At 33.7% G+C, this 19,870-nt stretch carries 21 protein-coding genes; 19 read left to right on the plus strand and 2 right to left on the minus strand.

Going from position 1 to position 19,870, the window contains the following annotated elements; genetic code table 11:
- Window positions 1–130 precede the first annotated feature (130 nt).
- From BHU61_RS02335 to BHU61_RS02375, 9 genes are all read left to right on the plus strand, one after another.
- Window positions 131–799, plus strand: coding sequence for a YveK family protein (locus BHU61_RS02335; protein ID WP_099580631.1), 669 nt, complete (start codon window positions 131–133; stop codon window positions 797–799).
- A 26-nt stretch (window positions 800–825) separates the two neighbouring features.
- Entirely contained in the window at window positions 826–1,527 is a 702-nt protein-coding gene (locus BHU61_RS02340) for a CpsD/CapB family tyrosine-protein kinase (RefSeq protein ID WP_099580633.1), read from the plus strand.
- A 24-nt stretch (window positions 1,528–1,551) separates the two neighbouring features.
- Entirely contained in the window at window positions 1,552–3,363 is a 1,812-nt protein-coding gene (locus BHU61_RS02345; RefSeq protein ID WP_111714440.1) for a polysaccharide biosynthesis protein, read from the plus strand.
- Between the two features lie 38 nt (window positions 3,364–3,401).
- Window positions 3,402–4,604 carry a hypothetical protein gene (locus BHU61_RS02350; RefSeq protein WP_111714441.1) on the plus strand — a complete coding sequence of 401 codons (1,203 nt, stop codon included), beginning with the start codon at window positions 3,402–3,404 and terminating at the stop codon, window positions 4,602–4,604.
- Window positions 4,605–4,612: 8 nt separating this feature from the next.
- Window positions 4,613–5,602, plus strand: coding sequence for an NAD(P)-binding domain-containing protein (locus BHU61_RS02355; RefSeq protein WP_111714442.1), 990 nt, complete (start codon window positions 4,613–4,615; stop codon window positions 5,600–5,602).
- Entirely contained in the window at window positions 5,599–6,189 is a 591-nt protein-coding gene (locus BHU61_RS02360) for a sugar transferase (protein WP_099580641.1), read from the plus strand. The genes BHU61_RS02355 and BHU61_RS02360 overlap by 4 nt, the downstream gene beginning before the upstream one ends.
- 29 nt (window positions 6,190–6,218) lie before the next feature.
- Window positions 6,219–7,355 carry a DegT/DnrJ/EryC1/StrS family aminotransferase gene (locus BHU61_RS02365; protein WP_111714443.1) on the plus strand — a complete coding sequence of 379 codons (1,137 nt, stop codon included), beginning with the start codon at window positions 6,219–6,221 and terminating at the stop codon, window positions 7,353–7,355.
- 79 nt (window positions 7,356–7,434) lie between these two features.
- Complete coding sequence (locus BHU61_RS02370; RefSeq protein ID WP_111714444.1) at window positions 7,435–8,001, plus strand: YdcF family protein; 567 nt, start codon at window positions 7,435–7,437, stop codon at window positions 7,999–8,001.
- A gap of 16 nt (window positions 8,002–8,017) precedes the next feature.
- Window positions 8,018–8,602 (plus strand): YdcF family protein, encoded by a 585-nt coding sequence (locus BHU61_RS02375; protein WP_111714445.1) that lies wholly within the window; start codon window positions 8,018–8,020, stop codon window positions 8,600–8,602.
- Window positions 8,603–8,638: 36 nt separating this feature from the next.
- On the opposite strand, the gene BHU61_RS02380 is transcribed toward BHU61_RS02375, so the two are convergent.
- Window positions 8,639–9,052 (minus strand): RrF2 family transcriptional regulator, encoded by a 414-nt coding sequence (locus tag BHU61_RS02380; protein WP_111714446.1) that lies wholly within the window; start codon window positions 9,050–9,052, stop codon window positions 8,639–8,641.
- A gap of 177 nt (window positions 9,053–9,229) precedes the next feature.
- On the opposite strand from BHU61_RS02380, the gene BHU61_RS02385 reads away from it, so the two are divergent.
- Window positions 9,230–10,378 carry a globin domain-containing protein gene (locus BHU61_RS02385; protein WP_111714447.1) on the plus strand — a complete coding sequence of 383 codons (1,149 nt, stop codon included), beginning with the start codon at window positions 9,230–9,232 and terminating at the stop codon, window positions 10,376–10,378.
- Between the two features lie 37 nt (window positions 10,379–10,415).
- Here the strand turns inward: BHU61_RS02385 and folD are convergent, their stop codons facing one another.
- Window positions 10,416–11,264, minus strand: coding sequence for a bifunctional methylenetetrahydrofolate dehydrogenase/methenyltetrahydrofolate cyclohydrolase FolD (gene folD / locus BHU61_RS02390; RefSeq protein WP_111714448.1), 849 nt, complete (start codon window positions 11,262–11,264; stop codon window positions 10,416–10,418).
- Between the two features lie 210 nt (window positions 11,265–11,474).
- On the opposite strand from folD, the gene purE reads away from it, so the two are divergent.
- From purE to purN, 9 genes are read left to right on the plus strand one after another with little or no spacing between them, the layout of a single operon-like run.
- Entirely contained in the window at window positions 11,475–11,957 is a 483-nt protein-coding gene (gene purE, locus BHU61_RS02395) for a 5-(carboxyamino)imidazole ribonucleotide mutase (RefSeq protein WP_111714449.1), read from the plus strand.
- The gene (gene purK / locus BHU61_RS02400; RefSeq protein ID WP_111714450.1) at window positions 11,944–13,062 is read left to right on the plus strand and encodes a 5-(carboxyamino)imidazole ribonucleotide synthase; all 1,119 of its coding nucleotides are present in this window, start codon (window positions 11,944–11,946) and stop codon (window positions 13,060–13,062) included. The genes purE and purK overlap by 14 nt, the downstream gene beginning before the upstream one ends.
- The gene (gene purC, locus BHU61_RS02405) at window positions 13,059–13,760 is read left to right on the plus strand and encodes a phosphoribosylaminoimidazolesuccinocarboxamide synthase (protein ID WP_111714451.1); all 702 of its coding nucleotides are present in this window, start codon (window positions 13,059–13,061) and stop codon (window positions 13,758–13,760) included. Before purK ends, purC begins: the two co-directional genes overlap by 4 nt.
- 2 nt (window positions 13,761–13,762) lie before the next feature.
- Window positions 13,763–14,023: a phosphoribosylformylglycinamidine synthase subunit PurS gene (purS, locus tag BHU61_RS02410; RefSeq protein ID WP_099580658.1), complete on the plus strand. Its 261-nt coding sequence runs from the start codon at window positions 13,763–13,765 to the stop codon at window positions 14,021–14,023.
- Window positions 14,023–14,685, plus strand: a complete 663-nt coding sequence (gene purQ, locus BHU61_RS02415) for a phosphoribosylformylglycinamidine synthase subunit PurQ (RefSeq protein WP_111714452.1) — start codon at window positions 14,023–14,025, stop codon at window positions 14,683–14,685. Before purS ends, purQ begins: the two co-directional genes overlap by 1 nt.
- Window positions 14,686–14,687: 2 nt before the next feature.
- Window positions 14,688–16,868, plus strand: a complete 2,181-nt coding sequence (purL, locus tag BHU61_RS02420) for a phosphoribosylformylglycinamidine synthase subunit PurL (RefSeq protein ID WP_111714453.1) — start codon at window positions 14,688–14,690, stop codon at window positions 16,866–16,868.
- Window positions 16,847–18,265 carry an amidophosphoribosyltransferase gene (gene purF / locus BHU61_RS02425; protein ID WP_111714454.1) on the plus strand — a complete coding sequence of 473 codons (1,419 nt, stop codon included), beginning with the start codon at window positions 16,847–16,849 and terminating at the stop codon, window positions 18,263–18,265. Before purL ends, purF begins: the two co-directional genes overlap by 22 nt.
- A 2-nt stretch (window positions 18,266–18,267) precedes the next feature.
- On the plus strand, window positions 18,268–19,299 hold the full coding sequence (gene purM, locus BHU61_RS02430) for a phosphoribosylformylglycinamidine cyclo-ligase (RefSeq protein ID WP_111714455.1): 1,032 nt from the start codon (window positions 18,268–18,270) through the stop codon (window positions 19,297–19,299).
- 1 nt (window position 19,300) lies between these two features.
- Complete coding sequence (gene purN / locus BHU61_RS02435) at window positions 19,301–19,867, plus strand: phosphoribosylglycinamide formyltransferase (protein ID WP_111714456.1); 567 nt, start codon at window positions 19,301–19,303, stop codon at window positions 19,865–19,867.
- The last annotated feature ends 3 nt before the right edge of the window (window positions 19,868–19,870 follow it).

The raw sequence follows: 19,870 nt of genomic DNA on the forward strand, positions 1-19,870 counted from the left end.
AAATTTTTGTAAATTCATTTTGAAATAGACATTTTATAAACAAAATTTCTAAAATGTAGTAAAAACATAAATTTCTTATGGTAAAATAAATTGATTATAAAATTAATTAGAACTTTTTGGAGGTAACAAAATGCAAGATACCATGAATTTCACTCAAATTTTTGAGGCATTAAAGAAAGGTTGGAAATTTATTCTAGGTGTTACGATTTTATTTGCTTTACTCGCTGCAGCAATTTCTTATTTTTTACTAACACCAGTGTACAAGTCAGAAGCTACTTTACTTGTAAATCAAGAAACGCGTACAAGCAAGAGTAATGATGCTGTAGATTTACAAACGAACTTACAATCTATTACTACATATGCAAGTATCGCAAAATTACCAGACACACTTTTACCGGTAATAGATAAGTTGAATCTTAATGTATTACCAGAAGATTTAGCAAAAGATATCGATGCAACAGCTGTTCAAAACTCGACATTATTAACGATTACAGTTGAGAACCCTTCACAAAAACGTGCTGTAGATATTGCAAACGAAATTACGAAGACAATGGTAGAAAAAAACTCATTAGATTTAAACAACTTAAAAGTTGCTTCTAAAGCACGTGTTATCCGCAATGCAAAACCAGTTGAACCTACGCCTTTAATCAATATCGGTATTGGTGCAGCTTTAGGTCTGTTATTAAGTCTATTCTATGTTTTAGCTAAAGCTTTAATGGATGTATCTCTTAAAACTTCAGAGCAAGTTGAACGTGAAATTGGCGTTTCAGTAATCGGTAACATTCCATATATCAAATAATCATTGAATGACAAAGGAGTTTTATTATGTTCAAGAAAAGTAAAAGTAAGATAAAAAATAGAACGGAAAAAGCTAGAAAATTAATCACTTTAGAAGATCCTAAATCGCCTGTGTCAGAGCAATTCAGAACTTTACGAACAAACATTTCATTTTCGACACCAGGTAGCCAATTACAAAAGTTACTTGTAACATCTTCTGTACAACAAGAGGGTAAGTCAACAGTTTCAGCAAATCTTGCCTGTGTATTTGCGCAAAATAATACAAAGGTTTTATTCATTGATGCAGATATGCGAAAACCGACTGTTCATAATACGTTTGGAGTAAAAAATGCTGTTGGTCTGTCGACATATCTCACAGAACAAAGCACATTGAAACAAACTATTCAACCAACTGAAGTAGAAAACTTAGATATTATGTCAGCTGGGCCTGTCCCACCAAATCCTTCTGAGTTATTAAACTCAAAAAATTTAGACATAATGCTTGATGAATTATGCACATACTATGATTTAATAATCTTTGACAGTCCTCCAGTTTTATCTGTAACTGATTCACAAATTATTTCCGCAAAAGTAGATGGCATGGTATTAGTTATTGATAAACAAGAAAATAATAAATCCAATGTTAAAGAAGCGCGTGATTTATTAACTGTAAGTGAAAACTCTAAATTATTAGGTATAGTATTTAATAATGACGAGTATGACACAGATAAATATTACGTTTATCAATAATTAGTTATAGAGAGGATTTTTTGTATGCATAAGAATTTCAAAACGTTACTACTCGTCTTAATCGATACCTTAATAGTAATTGGCTCAGTATTTCTTGCCTGGTTAATTATTAAAGGATCGACTCCTGAGCCGAATATATACTTTGTAGTAACAGCTGTATCGATATTATTAGCCTATCTCTTATTTGCCTTTTTATTTAATTTATTTAATAGATTATGGATTTACGCAAGTGTTAAAGAATTATTATCTATTGTTTATGCCGTAACATTAGCAGTATTTGTCGGTACAGTATTAACATATTTAGTTTTAACTTTGATGAAAGAAACGAACAACATTATCTTTGGTGCAGTAATCATCATTTGGTTATGCCTTATCGTCTTTATTGGAGCAACACGTATTTTCTTTAGAGTTTTCAAAAAGAATAATGAGAATACTGAAGAATTTGAACGTGTATTAATATTTGGTGCTGGTCGAGGCGGTACAACACTCGCACGCCAAATGGAAAATGTACCTTCTATGAAAATGAAGCCGGTAGTATTTTTAGATGATGATGTTAACAAATATAAGCAAGTCATTAACGGTGTTAAAGTGATGGGTTCTCGAAATGATTTACGTGCTTCGATCGATAAATATAATATTGATAAAGTAATTCTAGCGATTCCATCGTTGACTCAATATAAATTAAAAGAACTTTATGATATATGTATTGAGTCAGGCGTTAAAGTTCAAATAATGCCTAATATTGATGATGTATTAACAGGAAAAAAAGAAGTTGCCCATCTTAAAAATATTGATTTAGAAGATTTACTCGGTCGAGATCCTGTTAAATTAGATTCAGATGGTATTCGAGATGAAATTAATAATAAAACAATATTAATTACTGGCGCTGGAGGCTCTATTGGTTCTGAAATCGTTAGACAAGCTTCTAGCTTTGGTCCGAAACGTGTGTTATTAGTAGGTCATGGTGAGAATAGTATATATAACATCACAATGGAAATGAAGAATCGTTTTAAGGATGGACACATTAATTTTGTACCTGTTATTGCCGATATTCAGGATCGTGACAGAATGTTTAAAATTGTTGAGAAATATCGTCCAGACATCGTTTTCCATGCTGCAGCACATAAACATGTACCATTAATGGAAGCTAATCCTAAAGAAGCGATTAAAAATAATATTTTTGGCACAAAAAATATTGCTGAAGCGAGTGATGCATTTGGCGTTAAAACATTTGTAATGGTGTCAACTGATAAAGCAGTTAATCCGCCAAATATCATGGGTGCAACGAAACGTTGGGCAGAAATGGTTGTACAAAATTTAGACAAACGATCTGAAACTAAATTTGTTGCTGTTCGTTTTGGTAATGTTTTAGGTAGTCGTGGATCAGTAATTCCATTATTTAAAAAGCAAATTGAAAATGGTGGTCCTGTAACAGTCACACATCCTGATATCACAAGATATTTCATGACGATTCCAGAAGCAAGTAGACTCGTTATACAGGCAGGAGTACTAGCTGATGGTGGGGAAGTGTTTGTACTTGATATGGGAGAACCAGTTAAAATCGTCGATTTAGCAAAAAATGTTATTGAACTTGCGGGTTATTCAATTGAAGATATTGGTATTGAATTCACTGGATTAAGACCTGGTGAAAAAATGTACGAAGAATTATTGAATGAAAATGAGGTTTCTGAAGATCAAGTTCATGAAAAAATTTATGTTGGTCGTGCAGTACCTAAAGACTATGATGCGTTAATGGCAGATATTGATCGATTAATGTCAATGTCTGATGATGATGTTAAGGCACTTGTGATCGGTGAAGCAAATAAGAAGTTTTAATTATAACCGAACAAAATAAGTGAGTAGGAGTACAAGCAATGGAAAAAAGTCAAATACGAACTGCTGTAATTTTTACAGCGTTTATTACAATAATGTTTTTAATAACCATCGCCTTGTATTATGTGAGCTTAGCTACTGGATACCATGGTCTCGCTATCCCCATTTTAGGTGGTAGTGATGATGGAGTATTCTATTTAGAAAATGCACTTGAAATTAAGAATGGTGGTAATGCCATTCTTACTTCAGTGCATGTTCTTGTATTAGGCTATGTTTTAAAGCTCTTTAATACAGAATATGTATTTTACTTAAAGATGTTTAACTTTTTAGGTGTTATACTGTTTGCGATTGTTTCGTATTTATTAATACGTACATTAGTTGGTAATCGACATGCAATGAATCTTTATAGTTTGTTTTTAGGGATGATGTTACTATTTATTAGTTTCGTCTATGTTTCAACCATTTCCATTATCCGTGATATTTGGATATTTGATTTCTTCTTGTTAACGGTTTGGTTATTTGCTATTTTTCTAAAATCAAATAGTATTGCAAAAGTTTTATTAATAATACCTATATTGTTATCTATGTTTCTATTATTTAGTTATAGAGATTATGCGGCAGCCTCATTTTTAGGTGCGGCAGGATTATTTATCTTCTTTAATCGCAAAAATAAATCTACAAATACTGGACTTGTAGTGATCACTGTTCTTGTATTACTTGGAATTTACTATACTGTGTTAAAAGACTTTGAAATTCCTTTTGTAGGTCTAAGCTTAGCTGATGCCTTAAATTATCGTAAAAACGGACAAGAACTGTATGCTGGTGCAAGTCAGTTGAATATTTCACTGGATCAACCGAATTACATTTTCTTTTTATTCAGTTATGTTTATAGTCTTATCAGTAATGCATTAGGACCATTACCTTTTCAAGTACGTGGTTTTAGTACACTTGTATTATTCTTAACAGAATCAATTCCTATGACAATTATTTTCTTTTATATATATAAAAATAGAAAATCATTAGAATATATCGATAAAATGTTATTAACACAAAGTTTAATCTGGTTTTTATTTATTGGAATAACAAATGATAATCTAGGTACAGGTTCACGTCTTAGAATTTCAGGCTACTTATTTATCTTGCTCGTATTTGCAAAAATTTTCTATATGAAAAATTGGGGCAAAAAAATAGATGAAAAACATGAAATTTGGAAAAATAAAAGTCAGTTTGTAAACAGAAGATGAGGTGACCTATGGATTTCTTAAAATTAAGAGAAGAGTTTAAAACGCAAAGTTATGATTCAATTGTTCTAGCGACAACTTCTAATCATCGTTCCGATTTTCTTAGATTACCTGATAAATATATTAATGGTCAGAAATGTATGAGTTTCTCAATCGCTAATCCAGCGATAGCGACAGAAGTAATTCAAATCTTTGATGGTACTGCAAAATATATTTATGTAGATGTTGAAAGAAAACAAGATATAGATTTTATTACGATTGCACAAGAGAATATACAAATAAGTCGTTTACGTGAAATGAAGCCTAACGATTTAGCTATGGAAGCGGCAGATATTTTAATCTACAAAACAATTAAAGATAAGAATTCAAATGTATTAATTGTTGGTACAGGAAATATAGGTATTAAACTTGCTATACGTTTAACAGAACGTAACTATAATGTCTTCTTACACGGACGTAATAAAGAAAAGGTCGATAACTTTGTAACGATGATAAATCAAATGTTACCAAAATATAGTAAAAAAATTAAAGCATGGAACGAAGAATCTATAGATGTATTATGCTCGATGGTTTCTGCAGTTGAAGTAATTGATGATTCATATATTCCATACCTTAAAAATGGTGCGCTTGCAATCGACGGAGGCATCGGCAATTTCTCTAAAGGATTTATTAAAAATGCACATTTAAAAGATATCAATGTGTTACGTTTAGACGTACGAATTTCAAATGACCTACTAAATGGTATAGATCAATCTTATAATTCTAATTTCTTTACTGATATTAAAGGTGAAAAGGATTTTAATGGTATCCATATCGTATCTGGTGGTATTATTGGAAAAGAGGGAGATGTAATCGTTGATCGAATCCATATTCCTAAACGCGTTATAGGCATTGCTAATGGCATCGGTGGTGTAAAACCAGTTGATACAATCAGTGATAAAGAAAAAGAACAAATCAATATCATTAATGAAGAAATTCGAAAAGAGGCAGATAGAAAATGAAAAGACTATTTGATATCGCAGTAAGTGGGACAGCACTTGTATTACTTAGCCCTGTTATCGTAACTTCTGCAGTGCTGATTAAGAAAAAGCTTGGTTCACCCGTATTATTTAAGCAAACTCGTCCTGGTAAAAACGGTGAACCATTTGAGATTTATAAATTTCGTACAATGACTGACGAGAGAGATACACAAGGTGAATTATTACCTGATGCAGAGCGTTTAACTGATTTCGGTAAAACATTACGTAAACTCAGTATCGATGAATTACCTCAATTGTTAAATGTGTTAAAAGGTGATATTAGCTTAGTCGGACCTCGTCCATTACTGATGCAATATTTACCATTATATAATGAACATCAAAAACGACGTATGGAAGTTCGACCTGGGATTACTGGGTGGGCACAAGTAAATGGTCGTAATAACATCAGTTGGGAAGAAAAATTTGATTTAGATGTATGGTATGTTGACCATCAAAGTTTTATACTAGATTTATACATCATATACTTAACAGTTGTAAAAGTATTTAAACAGTCAGATATTAGTCAGGATGGGCATGCTACAGTACCGGCATTTACTGGTACAAAATAAAATCGTAATAAATGAAAGAGGGCATTATAATGAATAAACGTTTACATTTATCAATTGCACATATCGGTGAAAATGAACAAAAATATGTTAAAGAAGCATTTGATCAAAATTGGGTTGCTCCTCTCGGACCTAACGTAGATAAATTTGAAGAAGTAGTATCTAATTATGTAGGAAGACATTCAGGTGCGGCTTTAAATTCTGGAACTTCAGCGATTCACTTAGCAATTAAATTGTTAGATATTAAAGAAGGAGACACAGTCTTCTGTTCTTCACTGACATTTATTGCAAGTGCAAATCCAATTTGCTACGAAAAAGCAACGCCTGTATTTATCGATAGTGAACGCGAAACATGGAATATGTCTCCTGTTGCATTAGAAAAAGCATTAAAAGAAGCGAAAGTTAATGGTAAATTACCGAAAGCAGTTGTGATTGTAAACCTTTATGGTCAACCTGCGAAGTTCGATGAATTACTTGCATTATGTGATGAATACGGTGTACCAGTAATTGAAGATTCAGCTGAAAGTTTAGGTGCTGAATACAAAGGAAAGAAATCAGGATCTTTTGGTAAGTTCTCAATCTTTTCATTCAATGGCAACAAAATCATCACAACAAGTGGTGGTGGTATGTTGATGACAGATGATGATGAATTAACGAAAAAAGCTCGTTTCTTATCTACACAAGCTCGTGATCAGGCTATTCATTATCAACATAGCGTGGTTGGATATAATTACCGTTTAAGTAACGTATGTGCAGGTATTGGTCGTGGACAAATGGAAGTTTTAGATGATCGTGTAAATCGTCGTCGTGAAATCTTTGATATTTATGCGCGTGAAATTGGCGATATCGATGGTATTGAATTAATGCCTGAATTAGCAGAAACGAAATCAAATCGTTGGTTAACAGCTTTAACGATTGATCCAGTTAAATTAGGTATTCAACCTAATGATTTAATTGCTAAATTAGCTGAAGAAAATATTGAATCTCGTCCTGTATGGAAACCATTGCATATGCAACCTGTATTTGAAGGTACAAAATATTATACACATGATGAAGATGTTGCCAAAGATTTATTCGAAAGAGGATTATGTTTACCATCAGCTTCATTAATGACTGACGAAGATGTTGTATTTGTTTGCGATTCAATTAAGAAAATTATTCAAAAATAAATCCAATTAAAAACTGAAATGAAAGTTTCAGTTTTTTTTTGAATAAAGTGAAAAATGAGCTGTTGAAAGTGGGTTTTATATGAAAAACTTTTGGCGACTATTATTAATATTTACCATTCTTTTATATATTGGAAGTACATTAGTATTTACAATCTTTCATCATCAATTCAAACATCTAGCGATAAATGATCATATAAAATCAAGTAATTGTGTATTGGTTTATAACCCTGAGCAAGATAAAGAGATATTAAGCACTGCAAAACAATTATTAGTTAAAAATCCAGGAAGTAAACTTATATATACGCCTTTTATTGTCAATGATGATGTTAATAGTTTACAATTACTGAAAGAAGTAGGCATTAATAAGTCGAGCGTCATTCCAGAATATTATAGTGTTTCTATGAAAGATTCAGCGATAAGTGCTGCTGAAATTATGCATAATGAAAATATGGATGATTGTATTCTTGTTGGGCGTGACTATGAAATGAAACGTTTAGTTTCAACATTTGAGAAAACTAATCCATTATTTAACTTTTATCATCAGTCTGTGAAATTAAAAGGTAAGAATTATTTAGAAACAGCTGAAGGTAGAAAATCAGCAGAACATGAGTTATGGCAATATCCAAAACTATGGTTAAATCGATAACAGGAGGAACAAATCAATGAAGAAGAAATTGCTTGGTATTATCGGTGTGTTATTATTATTAGCAATCATTGCAGTGGGAATTGGAATATGGAGTTATAACAATGTTGATCATGGTGATAAACCGAAGAAAAGCGATGTAATCATAATGATTGATGGTGGAGATAGTGGTCGATATACTGAAACAGGTCGTTTCTATGAAGAAAACTATGCACCTAAAGTCATGATTTCACCTGCAATTGAAGATAAAAATGGTTTAAATAATGTTAAAGCAGTAGAAGAAGCGGGTGTACCAAGTAAGGCTATAATAAAAGAGATGAAGGCTACATCAACCTGGACTAATGCTACGGAAACTTTAAAATTAATGAAAGAACATAATTTAAAGTCAGCGTTAGTAGTTACAAGTGATTATCATGCAACGCGTACGAAACTTGCATACGATCGTGCAAATAAAGATTATGGCTATGATATTTCAGTAGTCGGTGTTAAAAGTAAAGATGGACTTAAATGGAATGAATATCAGTCAGGTAAAGATCAAGCATTCCGTGAAGCGTATATTCTTCCGGCATATTGGTTAGGTTTGTATAAATTTATTGACCTATAAACATATTGAAAGCACTAGGAGAAATCCTAGTGCTTTTTATAGTGTAAATGTTTTTTTCGCAAGTATATCTTTTAAAGTATATTGATCAAGCACTTTTAAATATGCAGACAAAGCTTCTCCTAACACACTCATCAAACCGCAATGATCAATAATTGGACAAGTATTCGTCTCTCTATCAAAGCATTCAACAATATTGAAATGTTCTTCTGTTTTTCTGATAAGTTTGCCAATATTGATTTCATCAGGAGCCATCTTAAGCGTAATACCACCACAACGACCACGGGTAGTTTCGATATAACCTAAAGTACCTAAATTATTTACAACTTTAGTTAAATGATTTTTAGAGATATTATAAAATTTTGCAATTTCATCTATTTGTGTACGTTGCTCAGATCTCGCCAGAAACATGAGTACTCGTAAAGAATAGTCTGAGTATAAAGTAAGCTTCATGTTAATCCTCTCCTCATACCATTATTATAGTCTTTTTTTTATCAAATAAAAAATTAATATTTTACTAATTTATGAATATTATTAAAGGATTATGGTTGAGTTTTTCTCTTTATAGATGTAACATTATAGATGTGTTTTAAAGATATATTTTAAATACTACTTTTAGGGGGAAGAAAAATGTTAACAGAAGAAACAAAAAGTATTATCAAGGCAACGATTCCGGTTTTAGAAGAGCATGGTGACGCAATTACTACAGCATTTTATAAACATATGTTTGAAGAACATCCGGAATTACTGAATATTTTCAATAAAACAAATCAAAAATTAGGCCGACAACAGACTGCATTAGCTCAAACAGTAATTGCAGCAGCAAAACATATTGATCATTTAGAAGCCATTATTCCAAATGTTAATCAAATAGCACATAAACATAGAGCTTTACAAATTAAAGAAGAACATTATCCAATCGTTGGAGAGAATTTAATTTGGGCGATTGGTCATGTATTAGGAGATGCAGCGACACCAGAAATTATTGATGCATGGACGAAAACATATGGCGTTATCGCTGATGTCTTTATTCAAATGGAAAAAGCGTTATATGAAGAAGAAGAATGGCATGATTTTAAACCGTTTAAAGTTATTGATATTAAAGAAGAAAGTGCAGAAATTAAATCATATACTGTTATTTCTGATGATATTAAAGTTCAACCGATTAAAGCTGGACAATATATTACAGTTAAAGTACATCCTGAAAACGAAGAAAATGATGCATTACGCCATTATTCAATTTGTTCAGTAGATTCTACTAAAGGGATTAAATTTGCAGTGAAACGTGATGTAGCAGGCAGTGAAAAAGGAATGGTTTCTAATTACTTACATGATAATGTAAAAGTTGGAGATGAATTATTATTATCAGCACCGGCAGGAGAGTTTACTGTAGATGCACCGCAAGAGAAAGATATCGTATTAATCAGTGGTGGTGTAGGTATGACACCAATTATGGCAATGCTAGAAGATGAAGATAAAAAAGGGCGTAATATTAAATTCATACATTCTGCTTATAATAGAGACGCTGTGCCATTTAAAGCAGAAATAAAGAAATTTCATAATAAAGAAAATGTTCAATTTTTCTTCAATTATTCAGAATCTGTTGGTCGTTTAAATAAAGCAAAATTAACGGATATTATAAATGGTAATGAGGAAATTTATATGTGTGGATCTGTTGCTTTCATGGAAGCGATGTTAGAAGTATTCAATGAAATGAATATTGATCGTAGCCAAGTTCACTTTGAACCATTTGGTCCAAAAATGAGTATAACAATATAAAAAACTGGTACATTTGTACCAGTTTTTTTGTCTATATTTACTTCATACTGCGTTTTGCTGCTAATAATGTATTGTTTAATACCATTGTAATTGTTAATGGACCAACACCACCTGGTACTGGTGTAATTGCACTGGCTACTTCACTTACTTCATCATATTTCACGTCGCCTGTTAATTTACCATCTACTACAGTGTTACCAACATCTACTACAACAGCTCCTGGCTTAACATCTTCTTTAGTAACCAATCCAGGCTTACCAACCGCTGAAACAATAACGTCAGAACGTTTTAATACATCTTTCATATTCTTACTACGAGAGTGTAATAATGTTACCGTTGCGTTTGCATCAGTTAATAATTTAGAAACAGGTTGTCCTACAATATGGCTACGTCCAATTACTGCAACGTCTTTGCCTTCTAAATCCATATCAGCATTTTTTAAGATCTCCATGATGCCAAGTGGCGTACATGGAATATATGTTTCAACACCTGCATACAAGCGACCTATATTGATTGGATTAAATCCATCAACGTCTTTTTCTGGTGCAATTTTTTCTAATACTTTTGTTTCATCAATTTGCTTAGGTAGTGGCACTTGTACTAAAATACCATGAACATTTGCATCATTATTCAATTTTTCAATTTCGTTTAATAAAGTTTCTTCTGTTGTCGTTTCATCTAAGTGAATAATTTCAGATGACATTCCAATTTTTTCTGCTGATTTTTTCTTGTTATTTACATAACTTTGACTTGCACCATCATTTCCTACAAGGATTACTGTTAAATTTGGTGTAACGCCTTGTGCTTTTAACGCTTCTACTTCTTTTGCTAATCCTGCGCGATAATCTACCGCAATTTGTTTACCATCTAACACTTTTGCTGTCATGAAAAAATCCCTCCATCTTTTTTTCGAACGATTAAGTTTATTATAGCAAAAAAACAATCAAAAATACGAACGAATATTAATATTTTCATAAAAAAGTTTGTAATTGTTCGTAATTTACATTGAAAAATCAAACCCTAATTGTTATGCTATATAAGTAATATACACTTAATTTAAAGCGTTTATCAAATAATTCATAAAGGGTGATAAAAGGTGAAGGTAGCAGTAATTATGGGATCCTCTTCTGACTGGTCTACAATGAAGGAAGCTTGCGAAATGTTAGAATATTTTGATATTTCTTATATTAAACAAGTTGTTTCGGCGCATAGAACCCCATTAGAAATGGTTGAATTTGCAAAGAATGCACGTAATAATGAAATCGATATTATTATCGCTGGTGCTGGAGGTGCTGCTCACTTGCCAGGTATGGTAGCTTCTATGACTACTGTTCCGGTGATTGGTGTGCCAATCGAAACGAAGACGTTAAAAGGAATGGATTCATTACTTTCTATCGTACAAATGCCGGGTGGAATTCCTGTAGCAACAACAGCTATCGGTAAAGCGGGTGCTAAAAATGCTGGTATACTAGCTGCGCGAATATTGAGCTTAAAAGATGCAAAGCTAATTGAGCAGTTAGATCGATATGAAGCTTCATTAGTAGAGAAAGTTGAGGCGATGCAGCATGACCTTAAATAAGTTTAAAATTGGTCAGTCGATTGGAATCATTGGCGGTGGACAGCTTGGAAAGATGATGGCACAGTCCGCTCAGAGAATGGGATTTAAAGTGAATATTTTAGATCCAGATCCAACATGTCCAGCAAGATTTGTTGCACATCAATTTATTGAATCACCTTACAATGATTTAAAAGGTTTGAAAGCGTTAAGCAACGTTAGTGATGTAATCACATATGAATTTGAAAATATCAATGCAGAAACATTAAAAGAAATCTGTAGTGAAAACAATGTTCCCCAAGGATATGAAACTGTTGGCATTTTGCAAAATCGTCTTTCTGAAAAAGAAGCAATCGCATCAAGCGGTGCTAAAGTTGTACCATACTATAAAGTTGATTCTAAAGCTTCTCTTGATATTGCGATAGCCGATCTTGACTATCCGATTGTATTGAAAACTGTATTTGGTGGATATGATGGTAAAGGTCAGCTTGTATTAAAGAGTGATGCTGAGCTGGATGAAGCATATAAAATGGTAGAAGATGCAGTACTTGTTGCTGAAAAAATGATCGAACTTGATAGAGAGATTTCTATAACGGCATCACGAAACATACAAGGGGAAATTGTTTATTTTCCTGTACAGGAAAATATTCATCGTAATCAAATTCTTTTTAAGACAACAGTTGAAAAGGAACATGCATATAAAGATGCAGCAGTTGCAGAAGTTGAAAAAATTATCTCTAAAATTCACTTTGTTGGTACATTTACTGTTGAATTCTTTATTGATAAGACTGGTGAATTATACGTTAACGAAATTGCGCCAAGACCTCATAATTCAGGTCATTATTCTATAGAAGCATGTGATTATTCACAGTTTGATACACATATCCTATCAGTAATTGGCTATACATTACCTAAACAAATCAGACTACACGAAAAAGCTGTGATGTATAACTTATTAGGACAAGATTTAGATGCTATGGAGCATTATTTCCATAATCATCCGGAATGGCATGTTCATGTGTATGGCAAAGAAGTGAGAAAAGAAAATCGTAAAATGGGACATATTACCCTTTTATTAGACGATAAAGAGGATACGTATTATCCTATATATGAGGAGATGATGTCATGACATTAATTTATGAAGGTAAAGCTAAACGCGTATTCAATACTGATGATAGTAATATTTATCGTATTAAATATAAAGATGAAGTAACAGCTGGTAATGGTGCAAAGAAAGATAAGATGGAAGGAAAAGGGCGCTTAAATAACTTAATTACGAGTTATTTCTTTGAAAGATTAGCAAAAGAAGGCGTTGATAGTCATTTTATTGAACGTATGAGTGACACGGAGCAACTCGTGAAGAAAGTAACGATTATTCCGTTAGAAGTTGTTGTAAGAAATTTTGCTGCAGGATCAATTGTAAAAAGACTGGGCTTTGAAAATGGTCAGGCATTTGAAAAACCGCTCGTTGAATTCTACTACAAAGAAGATGCATTGAATGATCCTTTTATCTCCGATGACCATGTTAAGTTATTAGGTCTAGCAAATGACGCAGATATCGCTGAATTAAAACGTCAGGCATTAATCGTAAATGAAACATTAATTAAGATAATGGATGAAATGAATTTAAAACTTATTGATTTTAAAATTGAATTTGGTAAAGATAGCGTTGGCAATATATTGTTAGCTGATGAAATTTCACCGGATACTTGTCGTATTTGGGATAAAGAAACAAATGAGAACTTCGATAAAGATGTTTACCGCAATGATACTGGATCACTAATTGAAACATATACTAAATTTTATAATAAACTGGAGGCATTATAATCATGACTAAAATTGAATTACACATCACTTTACAACCACAGGTATTAGATACTCAAGGCCAAGCTTTAACACGTGCAGTACACGATTTAGGATATAAACAGGTTGATGACATTCGCGTTGGAAAAGTATTATATATGACGGTTGACGAAGCAAGTGAGCAGGCAGTAGCGAATGTTGTAAATACATTAAGTGAAAAATTGTTTGCAAACACAGTTATCGAGGAGTACAGCTACAAAATTATTGAAGATGAGGAGACAAAATAATGAAATTTGCTGTTATTGAATTTCCTGGTTCTAACTGTGATAGAGATATGTTCAATGCAGCTCTTAACACAGGCTTTGAAGCGGAATATGTTGATTATAGAAAAACTTCATTAGAAGGATTTGACGGTGTATTAATTCCTGGTGGATTTTCATTTGGTGATTATTTACGTTGTGGCGCGATGGCTCGCGTTGCTCCGATTGTTCCTGAAGTTAAGCGTTTAGCAGAAGAAGGTCGTCCTGTATTAGGTGTTTGTAATGGGTTTCAAATTTTAACGGAGATTGGATTATTACCTGGTGCTTTAATGCATAATACAAGTCATAAGTTTATTTGTCAAAATGAATTATTAACTATTGTTAATAATGAGACGAAATTTACGCATCAATATGATAAAGACGAAACAGTCATCTATCCTATCGCACACGGTGAAGGTAATTATTATTGCTCACCTGAAACGTTAAAAGAATTACAGGACAACAATCAGATTATCTTAACTTATAAAAACAATCCAAATGGTTCTATTGAAGATATTGCTGGCATTGTGAATAAAGAAGGTAACGTATGCGGCATGATGCCTCACCCAGAGCGTGCAATGGAATCATTATTAGGTACAGATGATGGCGTGAAGTTATTCCAATCAATTTTAGAAAGTTGGGGGAAATAAGAATGGTTAAATTTTTAGAGCCAAATGAACAAGAGATTAAAGATAATAAGTTATATGCAGAAATGGGCCTAACAGATACAGAATACGATAAAGTAGTAGAAATATTAGGGCGTAAGCCAAACTACACTGAAATCGGAATTTTTTCTGTAATGTGGAGTGAACATTGTTCATATAAACATTCTAAACCTTTCTTGAAACAATTCCCTGTAACTGGTGAACGCGTATTAATGGGTCCTGGTGAAGGTGCTGGGGTCGTTGATATCGGTGATAACCAAGCTGTAGTATTTAAAGTAGAATCTCATAACCATCCTTCTGCAATCGAGCCTTACCAAGGTGCAGCAACAGGTGTTGGTGGGATCGTTCGTGATATCGTATCAATCGGAGCACGTCCAATCCAATTATTAAATGCATTACGTTTCGGTGAATTAACCGAAAAACAAAATAAACGATTGTTCTCAGGTGTCGTTGCTGGTATCGGTGGATACGGTAACTGTATCGGAATTCCAACGGTAGCTGGTGAAATTGAATTTGATTCTCGCTATGATGGTAACCCACTTGTTAATGCAATGTGTGTTGGTATTATTGATCACGACAAAATTCAAAAAGGAACTGCTAAAGGTACTGGCAACCCTGTAATTTATGTTGGTTTAAAAACTGGTCGTGACGGTATTCACGGCGCGACATTCGCATCTGAAGAGTTAAGTGAAGAAAGTGAAGCGAAACGTCCATCTGTACAAATTGGTGATCCATTCGTAGGTAAAAAGTTAATGGAAGCAACACTTGAAGCGATTACTTATCCAGAATTAGTCGGTATTCAAGATATGGGTGCTGCAGGTCTTACTTCTTCAAGTTCAGAAATGGCTGCAAAAGGTGAGTCCGGTATTCACTTACATTTAGAGAAAGTACCTACACGTGAAGCGGGTATTTCACCATACGAAATGATGTTATCAGAAACACAAGAACGTATGTTACTAGTAGTAGAAAAAGGTACGGAACAAAAATTCTTAGACTTATTTGAACACCACGAATTAGACGCAGCAGTAATCGGAGAAGTTACAGATACAGATCGCTTCGTTTTAACATATGAAGGTGAAGTCTTTGCAGACATTCCTGTTCAACCGTTAAGCGATGAAGCACCTGTTTACGTATTAGAAGGTAAAGCAGCTGAATTTGCTGATGTTGATCATAACTATGACAACATTGATGCAAAAGATGTATTTACTCGCCTGTTAAATCATCCAACAATTGCGTCTAAAACATGGGCATATTCACAGTATGATCAACAAGTTGGTGCAAATACGATTATTAAACCAGGTTTATCAGCTGGTGTAACGCGTGTGGAAGGCACAAATAAAGCAATTGCTTCAACAATTGATGGTGAAGCACGATATGTCTTTAATAATCCATATGAAGGCGGAAAAATGGTAGTAGCGGAAAGCTACCGCAACTTAATTGCAGTTGGTAGTTTACCACTTGCGATGACAGATTGTTTAAACTATGGTAATCCAGAAAAGCCTGAAATTTATCAGCAATTAGCTGATTCTACTAAAGGTATGGCCGAAGCGTGTGCTGCACTTAATACGCCAGTAGTATCAGGTAACGTATCTTTATATAATGAAACAAAAGGTGATGCAATCTTCCCAACACCAGTTGTAGGTATGGTTGGATTAATTAAAGATGTAAATTATTTAAACGATTTCAAACCACAAGCTGGTGAGAAAATTTACTTAGTTGGAGATATTAAACCAGATTTCGGTGGATCACAGATTGAAAAATTATTATTCAATGAAGTATCTCACGTAACGTCAAATATAAATTTAATAGAAGAAGTAGAACGTGGAGAAACAATTCGTAAAGCGATTACTGAAAGTAAATTATCACACGTACAAGCAGTAGGTAAAGGTGGATTAGCGATTAAATTAGCGCAAATCACTGCTTACTTTAATACAGGAATTGATGCTCGAGTGGATGCATCAAACGCAGAAGTATTTGCAGAAACACAAGGCAATTATATTTTAATCGCAAAAGAAGGTTATGTTCCTGAAAATGCAGTTGAAATTGGAACATTTGGTGGAGATACATTTACATTAAAAACAAACCAAGGCGAAATTACTGAAAGTGTTGAAACAATCAGTCAGTCTTGGAAAGGGGCAATCGAAACATGTATGACATCAGAGGCCTAAATGAAGAATGTGGCGTTTTCGGTATTTGGGGTCACCCAAATGCCGCTGACCTCACGTATATGGCACTACATTCATTACAGCACCGTGGGCAGGAAGGTGCTGGTATTGTATGTTCTGACGAGTCGAATATTTACGGTGCACGTGGTATGGGTTTATTACCAGAGGCGATCAGTCAAGTTAAACTAAGTTCATTAAGTGATTTTAATCATGCGATTGGACATGTTCGATATGCAACAACAGGTGCATCTGAACTGTCAAATGTGCAGCCGTTTATTTTTAAACATTCTAAAGGTGATATCGGTTTAGCACACAACGGTAACTTAACAAACGCAGAACAAATTAAATTAGCACTAGAATCTGAAGGTGCAATCTTCCAGACATCTAGCGATTCTGAAGTATTAGGGCATCTACTTTTAAAGGCGAAATCAAATAATAAATTAGCTAATTTTAAAGCTGCACTAAACCAAATTAAAGGTGCATTTGCATTTTTAGTTTTACATCCGGATCAAATGTTTGTGGCACGTGATAGTAATGGTGTACGTCCGTTAATGTTAGGAAAAGTAGACGGCGCTTATTGTGTTGCAAGTGAAACATGTGCATTTACAGCAATAGGTGCTGATTACATTCGTGATATAGAACCAGGTGAAGTACTTGTATTTTCTCATGACGGTTTAGTAGAAGATACTTATACAACGAACACTGAATCACATATGTGTTCAATGGAATATGTATATTTTGCTCGACCTGATTCTGAATTCAGAAAACACTCGATTTATGAAGTTCGTAAAGCTTTAGGGAAACAACTTGCAAAAGAGATGAATATAGAGGTTGATATCGTTATCGGAGTTCCTGATTCCTCTTTACAAGCAGCAAAAGGATTCTCTATTGAATCTGGTATTCCGAATGAACAAGGATTAATTAAGAATCGTTATGTGGGTCGTACATTTATCGCACCTAACCAAACTCTACGTGAACGTGCGGTACGTATGAAGCACTCACCAGTTAGAGACGTCATTGAGGGGAAGCGTGTCGTTGTCATCGATGATTCTATCGTACGTGGGACAACAAGTAAGTTTATTGTGAAGACTTTAAAAAATGCGGGTGCAAAAGAAGTACATATGGCTATTTCTTCTCCGCCACTTATTCATCCTTGCTATTACGGTATCGATGTTTCAACACATGCCGAACTCATCGCATCCGATAAAAGTGTAGCAGAAATTAAAGACATTTTAGAAGTAGACTCATTAACATATTTATCTGTTGAAGGTATGCACGAAGTGTTTAGTCAATTCGATTCAAAAGGTGAATGTAACGCTTGTTTCACTGGAAATTATCCGATCGAAATTATTGATCACTTATTACCTGAAGACAAAGAGAAAAAGAAGAAGGGAGTCTAACCATGGCTGAGAGTTATAAAGAATCTGGAGTAGATATTCACGCTGGGTATGAAGCGGTAGAAAGAATGAAGAAACACGTTGATAGGACGATGCGTAAAGAGGTACTTGGTGGATTAGGTAGCTTTGGTGCTGCATTTGATCTTTCACAGTTAAACATGAAGCAACCTGTACTTGTTTCAGGTACTGATGGTGTCGGAACGAAATTACGATTAGCAATTGATGCTGACAAACACGATACAATCGGTATTGACGCTGTGGCAATGTGTGTTAATGATATTTTAACGACAGGTGCAATGCCACTATATTTCTTAGATTATTTAGCATTAAATAAAGTAGACCCAGTCATCGTTGAACAAATTGTTAAAGGTGTAGCTGAAGGGTGTGTACAAAGTGAATGTGCATTAATCGGTGGAGAAACCGCTGAAATGGGCGATATGTATCACACTGGAGATTATGATATTGCTGGATTTGCAGTTGGTGCTGTTGAGAAACCTGAATACATCGATGGTTCAAAAATTGCTGAAGGTGATGTTATTTTAGGATTAGCATCAAGCGGTATTCATTCTAATGGCTATAGTTTAGTTAGAAAAATTATTAAAGATAATCATTTAGATTTAAATGCTGAGTTTGCTGATGGTAAAACCCTTCTAGACACAGTATTAGAACCTACGCGAATTTATGTCAAAGCAGCTAAAGCAGTATTAGAAAATGCAAAAGTAAATGGCATGTGTCATGTTACTGGTGGAGGTTTTATCGAAAATATTCCACGTGTATTTCCTGCTGGCTTTTATCCGGAAATCGATGTTACTTCAATACCTAAATTACCGATCTTTGATTTATTACAGGAAAAAGGTCAAATCGATGCTTTAGAAATGTATAATATTTTTAATATGGGTATTGGTTTCATCTTTATCGTGAATGAAAGTGAAGTTGAAAAAATTCAATCAATTATTCAATCTCAATTCAATGAAGAAATTTATACGATTGGTAAAGTTGTCTCAGGTGATAAAGAGATAGAAATCACGGGGGTATAACATGAAGAAAGTTGCAATTTTTGCATCTGGTAATGGTTCTAACTATGAAAAGATTATGGAAAATATTCAGGCAGACTATTTAACAGATATTGAAGTAGTTGGACTATATACTGACAAAAGAGAAGCTTTTGCTATAGAACGCGCAAGAAGATTTAGAACCCCTATTCAAATCTTTGAGCTTGCACAATATGACAATAAAATTGCTTACGAAAAAGCTATATTAGAACAACTTCAAAAAGATAAAGTAGAATGGATAATTCTTGCTGGATATATGAAACTTGTTGGGGAAACTTTGCTGGATGTTTATGAAGGAAAAATACTCAATATTCATCCTTCACTTTTGCCGAGTTTTCCGGGCAAGAATGCAGTTGGACAAGCTTTGCAATACGGTGTTAAAGTGACAGGTGCAACAGTGCATTATGTCGATATGGGAATGGATACTGGAAAGATTATAGATCAGATGAGTTGTCCGATTTACGAAGACGATACCGAAGCTACTTTACAATTGCGTGTACAAAATCTTGAATATGAATTGTACCCTAGAGTAATAAAAAAATTGATTCAATAAGGA

It is taken from the genome of Macrococcus epidermidis, assembly GCF_003259695.1.
Lineage (GTDB): Bacteria > Bacillota > Bacilli > Staphylococcales > Staphylococcaceae > Macrococcoides > Macrococcoides epidermidis.

Bases quoted from the DNA above. Each gene is read 5' to 3' on its own strand.
- BHU61_RS02360 (WP_099580641.1), top strand. From the start codon at position 5,599: ATGAAAAGACTATTTGATATCGCAGTAAGTGGGACAGCACTTGTATTA.
- BHU61_RS02385 (WP_111714447.1), top strand. From the start codon at position 9,230: ATGTTAACAGAAGAAACAAAAAGTATTATCAAGGCAACGATTCCGGTT.
- purN (WP_111714456.1), top strand. From the start codon at position 19,301: ATGAAGAAAGTTGCAATTTTTGCATCTGGTAATGGTTCTAACTATGAA.
- purC (WP_111714451.1), top strand. From the start codon at position 13,059: ATGACATTAATTTATGAAGGTAAAGCTAAACGCGTATTCAATACTGAT.
- BHU61_RS02365 (WP_111714443.1), top strand. From the start codon at position 6,219: ATGAATAAACGTTTACATTTATCAATTGCACATATCGGTGAAAATGAA.
- purF (WP_111714454.1), top strand. From the start codon at position 16,847: ATGTATGACATCAGAGGCCTAAATGAAGAATGTGGCGTTTTCGGTATT.
- BHU61_RS02345 (WP_111714440.1), top strand. From the start codon at position 1,552: ATGCATAAGAATTTCAAAACGTTACTACTCGTCTTAATCGATACCTTA.
- purL (WP_111714453.1), top strand. From the start codon at position 14,688: ATGGTTAAATTTTTAGAGCCAAATGAACAAGAGATTAAAGATAATAAG.
- BHU61_RS02375 (WP_111714445.1), top strand. From the start codon at position 8,018: ATGAAGAAGAAATTGCTTGGTATTATCGGTGTGTTATTATTATTAGCA.
- BHU61_RS02335 (WP_099580631.1), top strand. From the start codon at position 131: ATGCAAGATACCATGAATTTCACTCAAATTTTTGAGGCATTAAAGAAA.
- purM (WP_111714455.1), top strand. From the start codon at position 18,268: ATGGCTGAGAGTTATAAAGAATCTGGAGTAGATATTCACGCTGGGTAT.
- purQ (WP_111714452.1), top strand. From the start codon at position 14,023: ATGAAATTTGCTGTTATTGAATTTCCTGGTTCTAACTGTGATAGAGAT.
- folD (WP_111714448.1), bottom strand. From the start codon at position 11,264: ATGACAGCAAAAGTGTTAGATGGTAAACAAATTGCGGTAGATTATCGC.
- BHU61_RS02350 (WP_111714441.1), top strand. From the start codon at position 3,402: ATGGAAAAAAGTCAAATACGAACTGCTGTAATTTTTACAGCGTTTATT.
- BHU61_RS02380 (WP_111714446.1), bottom strand. From the start codon at position 9,052: ATGAAGCTTACTTTATACTCAGACTATTCTTTACGAGTACTCATGTTT.
- BHU61_RS02370 (WP_111714444.1), top strand. From the start codon at position 7,435: ATGAAAAACTTTTGGCGACTATTATTAATATTTACCATTCTTTTATAT.
- purS (WP_099580658.1), top strand. From the start codon at position 13,763: ATGACTAAAATTGAATTACACATCACTTTACAACCACAGGTATTAGAT.
- BHU61_RS02355 (WP_111714442.1), top strand. From the start codon at position 4,613: ATGGATTTCTTAAAATTAAGAGAAGAGTTTAAAACGCAAAGTTATGAT.
- BHU61_RS02340 (WP_099580633.1), top strand. From the start codon at position 826: ATGTTCAAGAAAAGTAAAAGTAAGATAAAAAATAGAACGGAAAAAGCT.
- purK (WP_111714450.1), top strand. From the start codon at position 11,944: ATGACCTTAAATAAGTTTAAAATTGGTCAGTCGATTGGAATCATTGGC.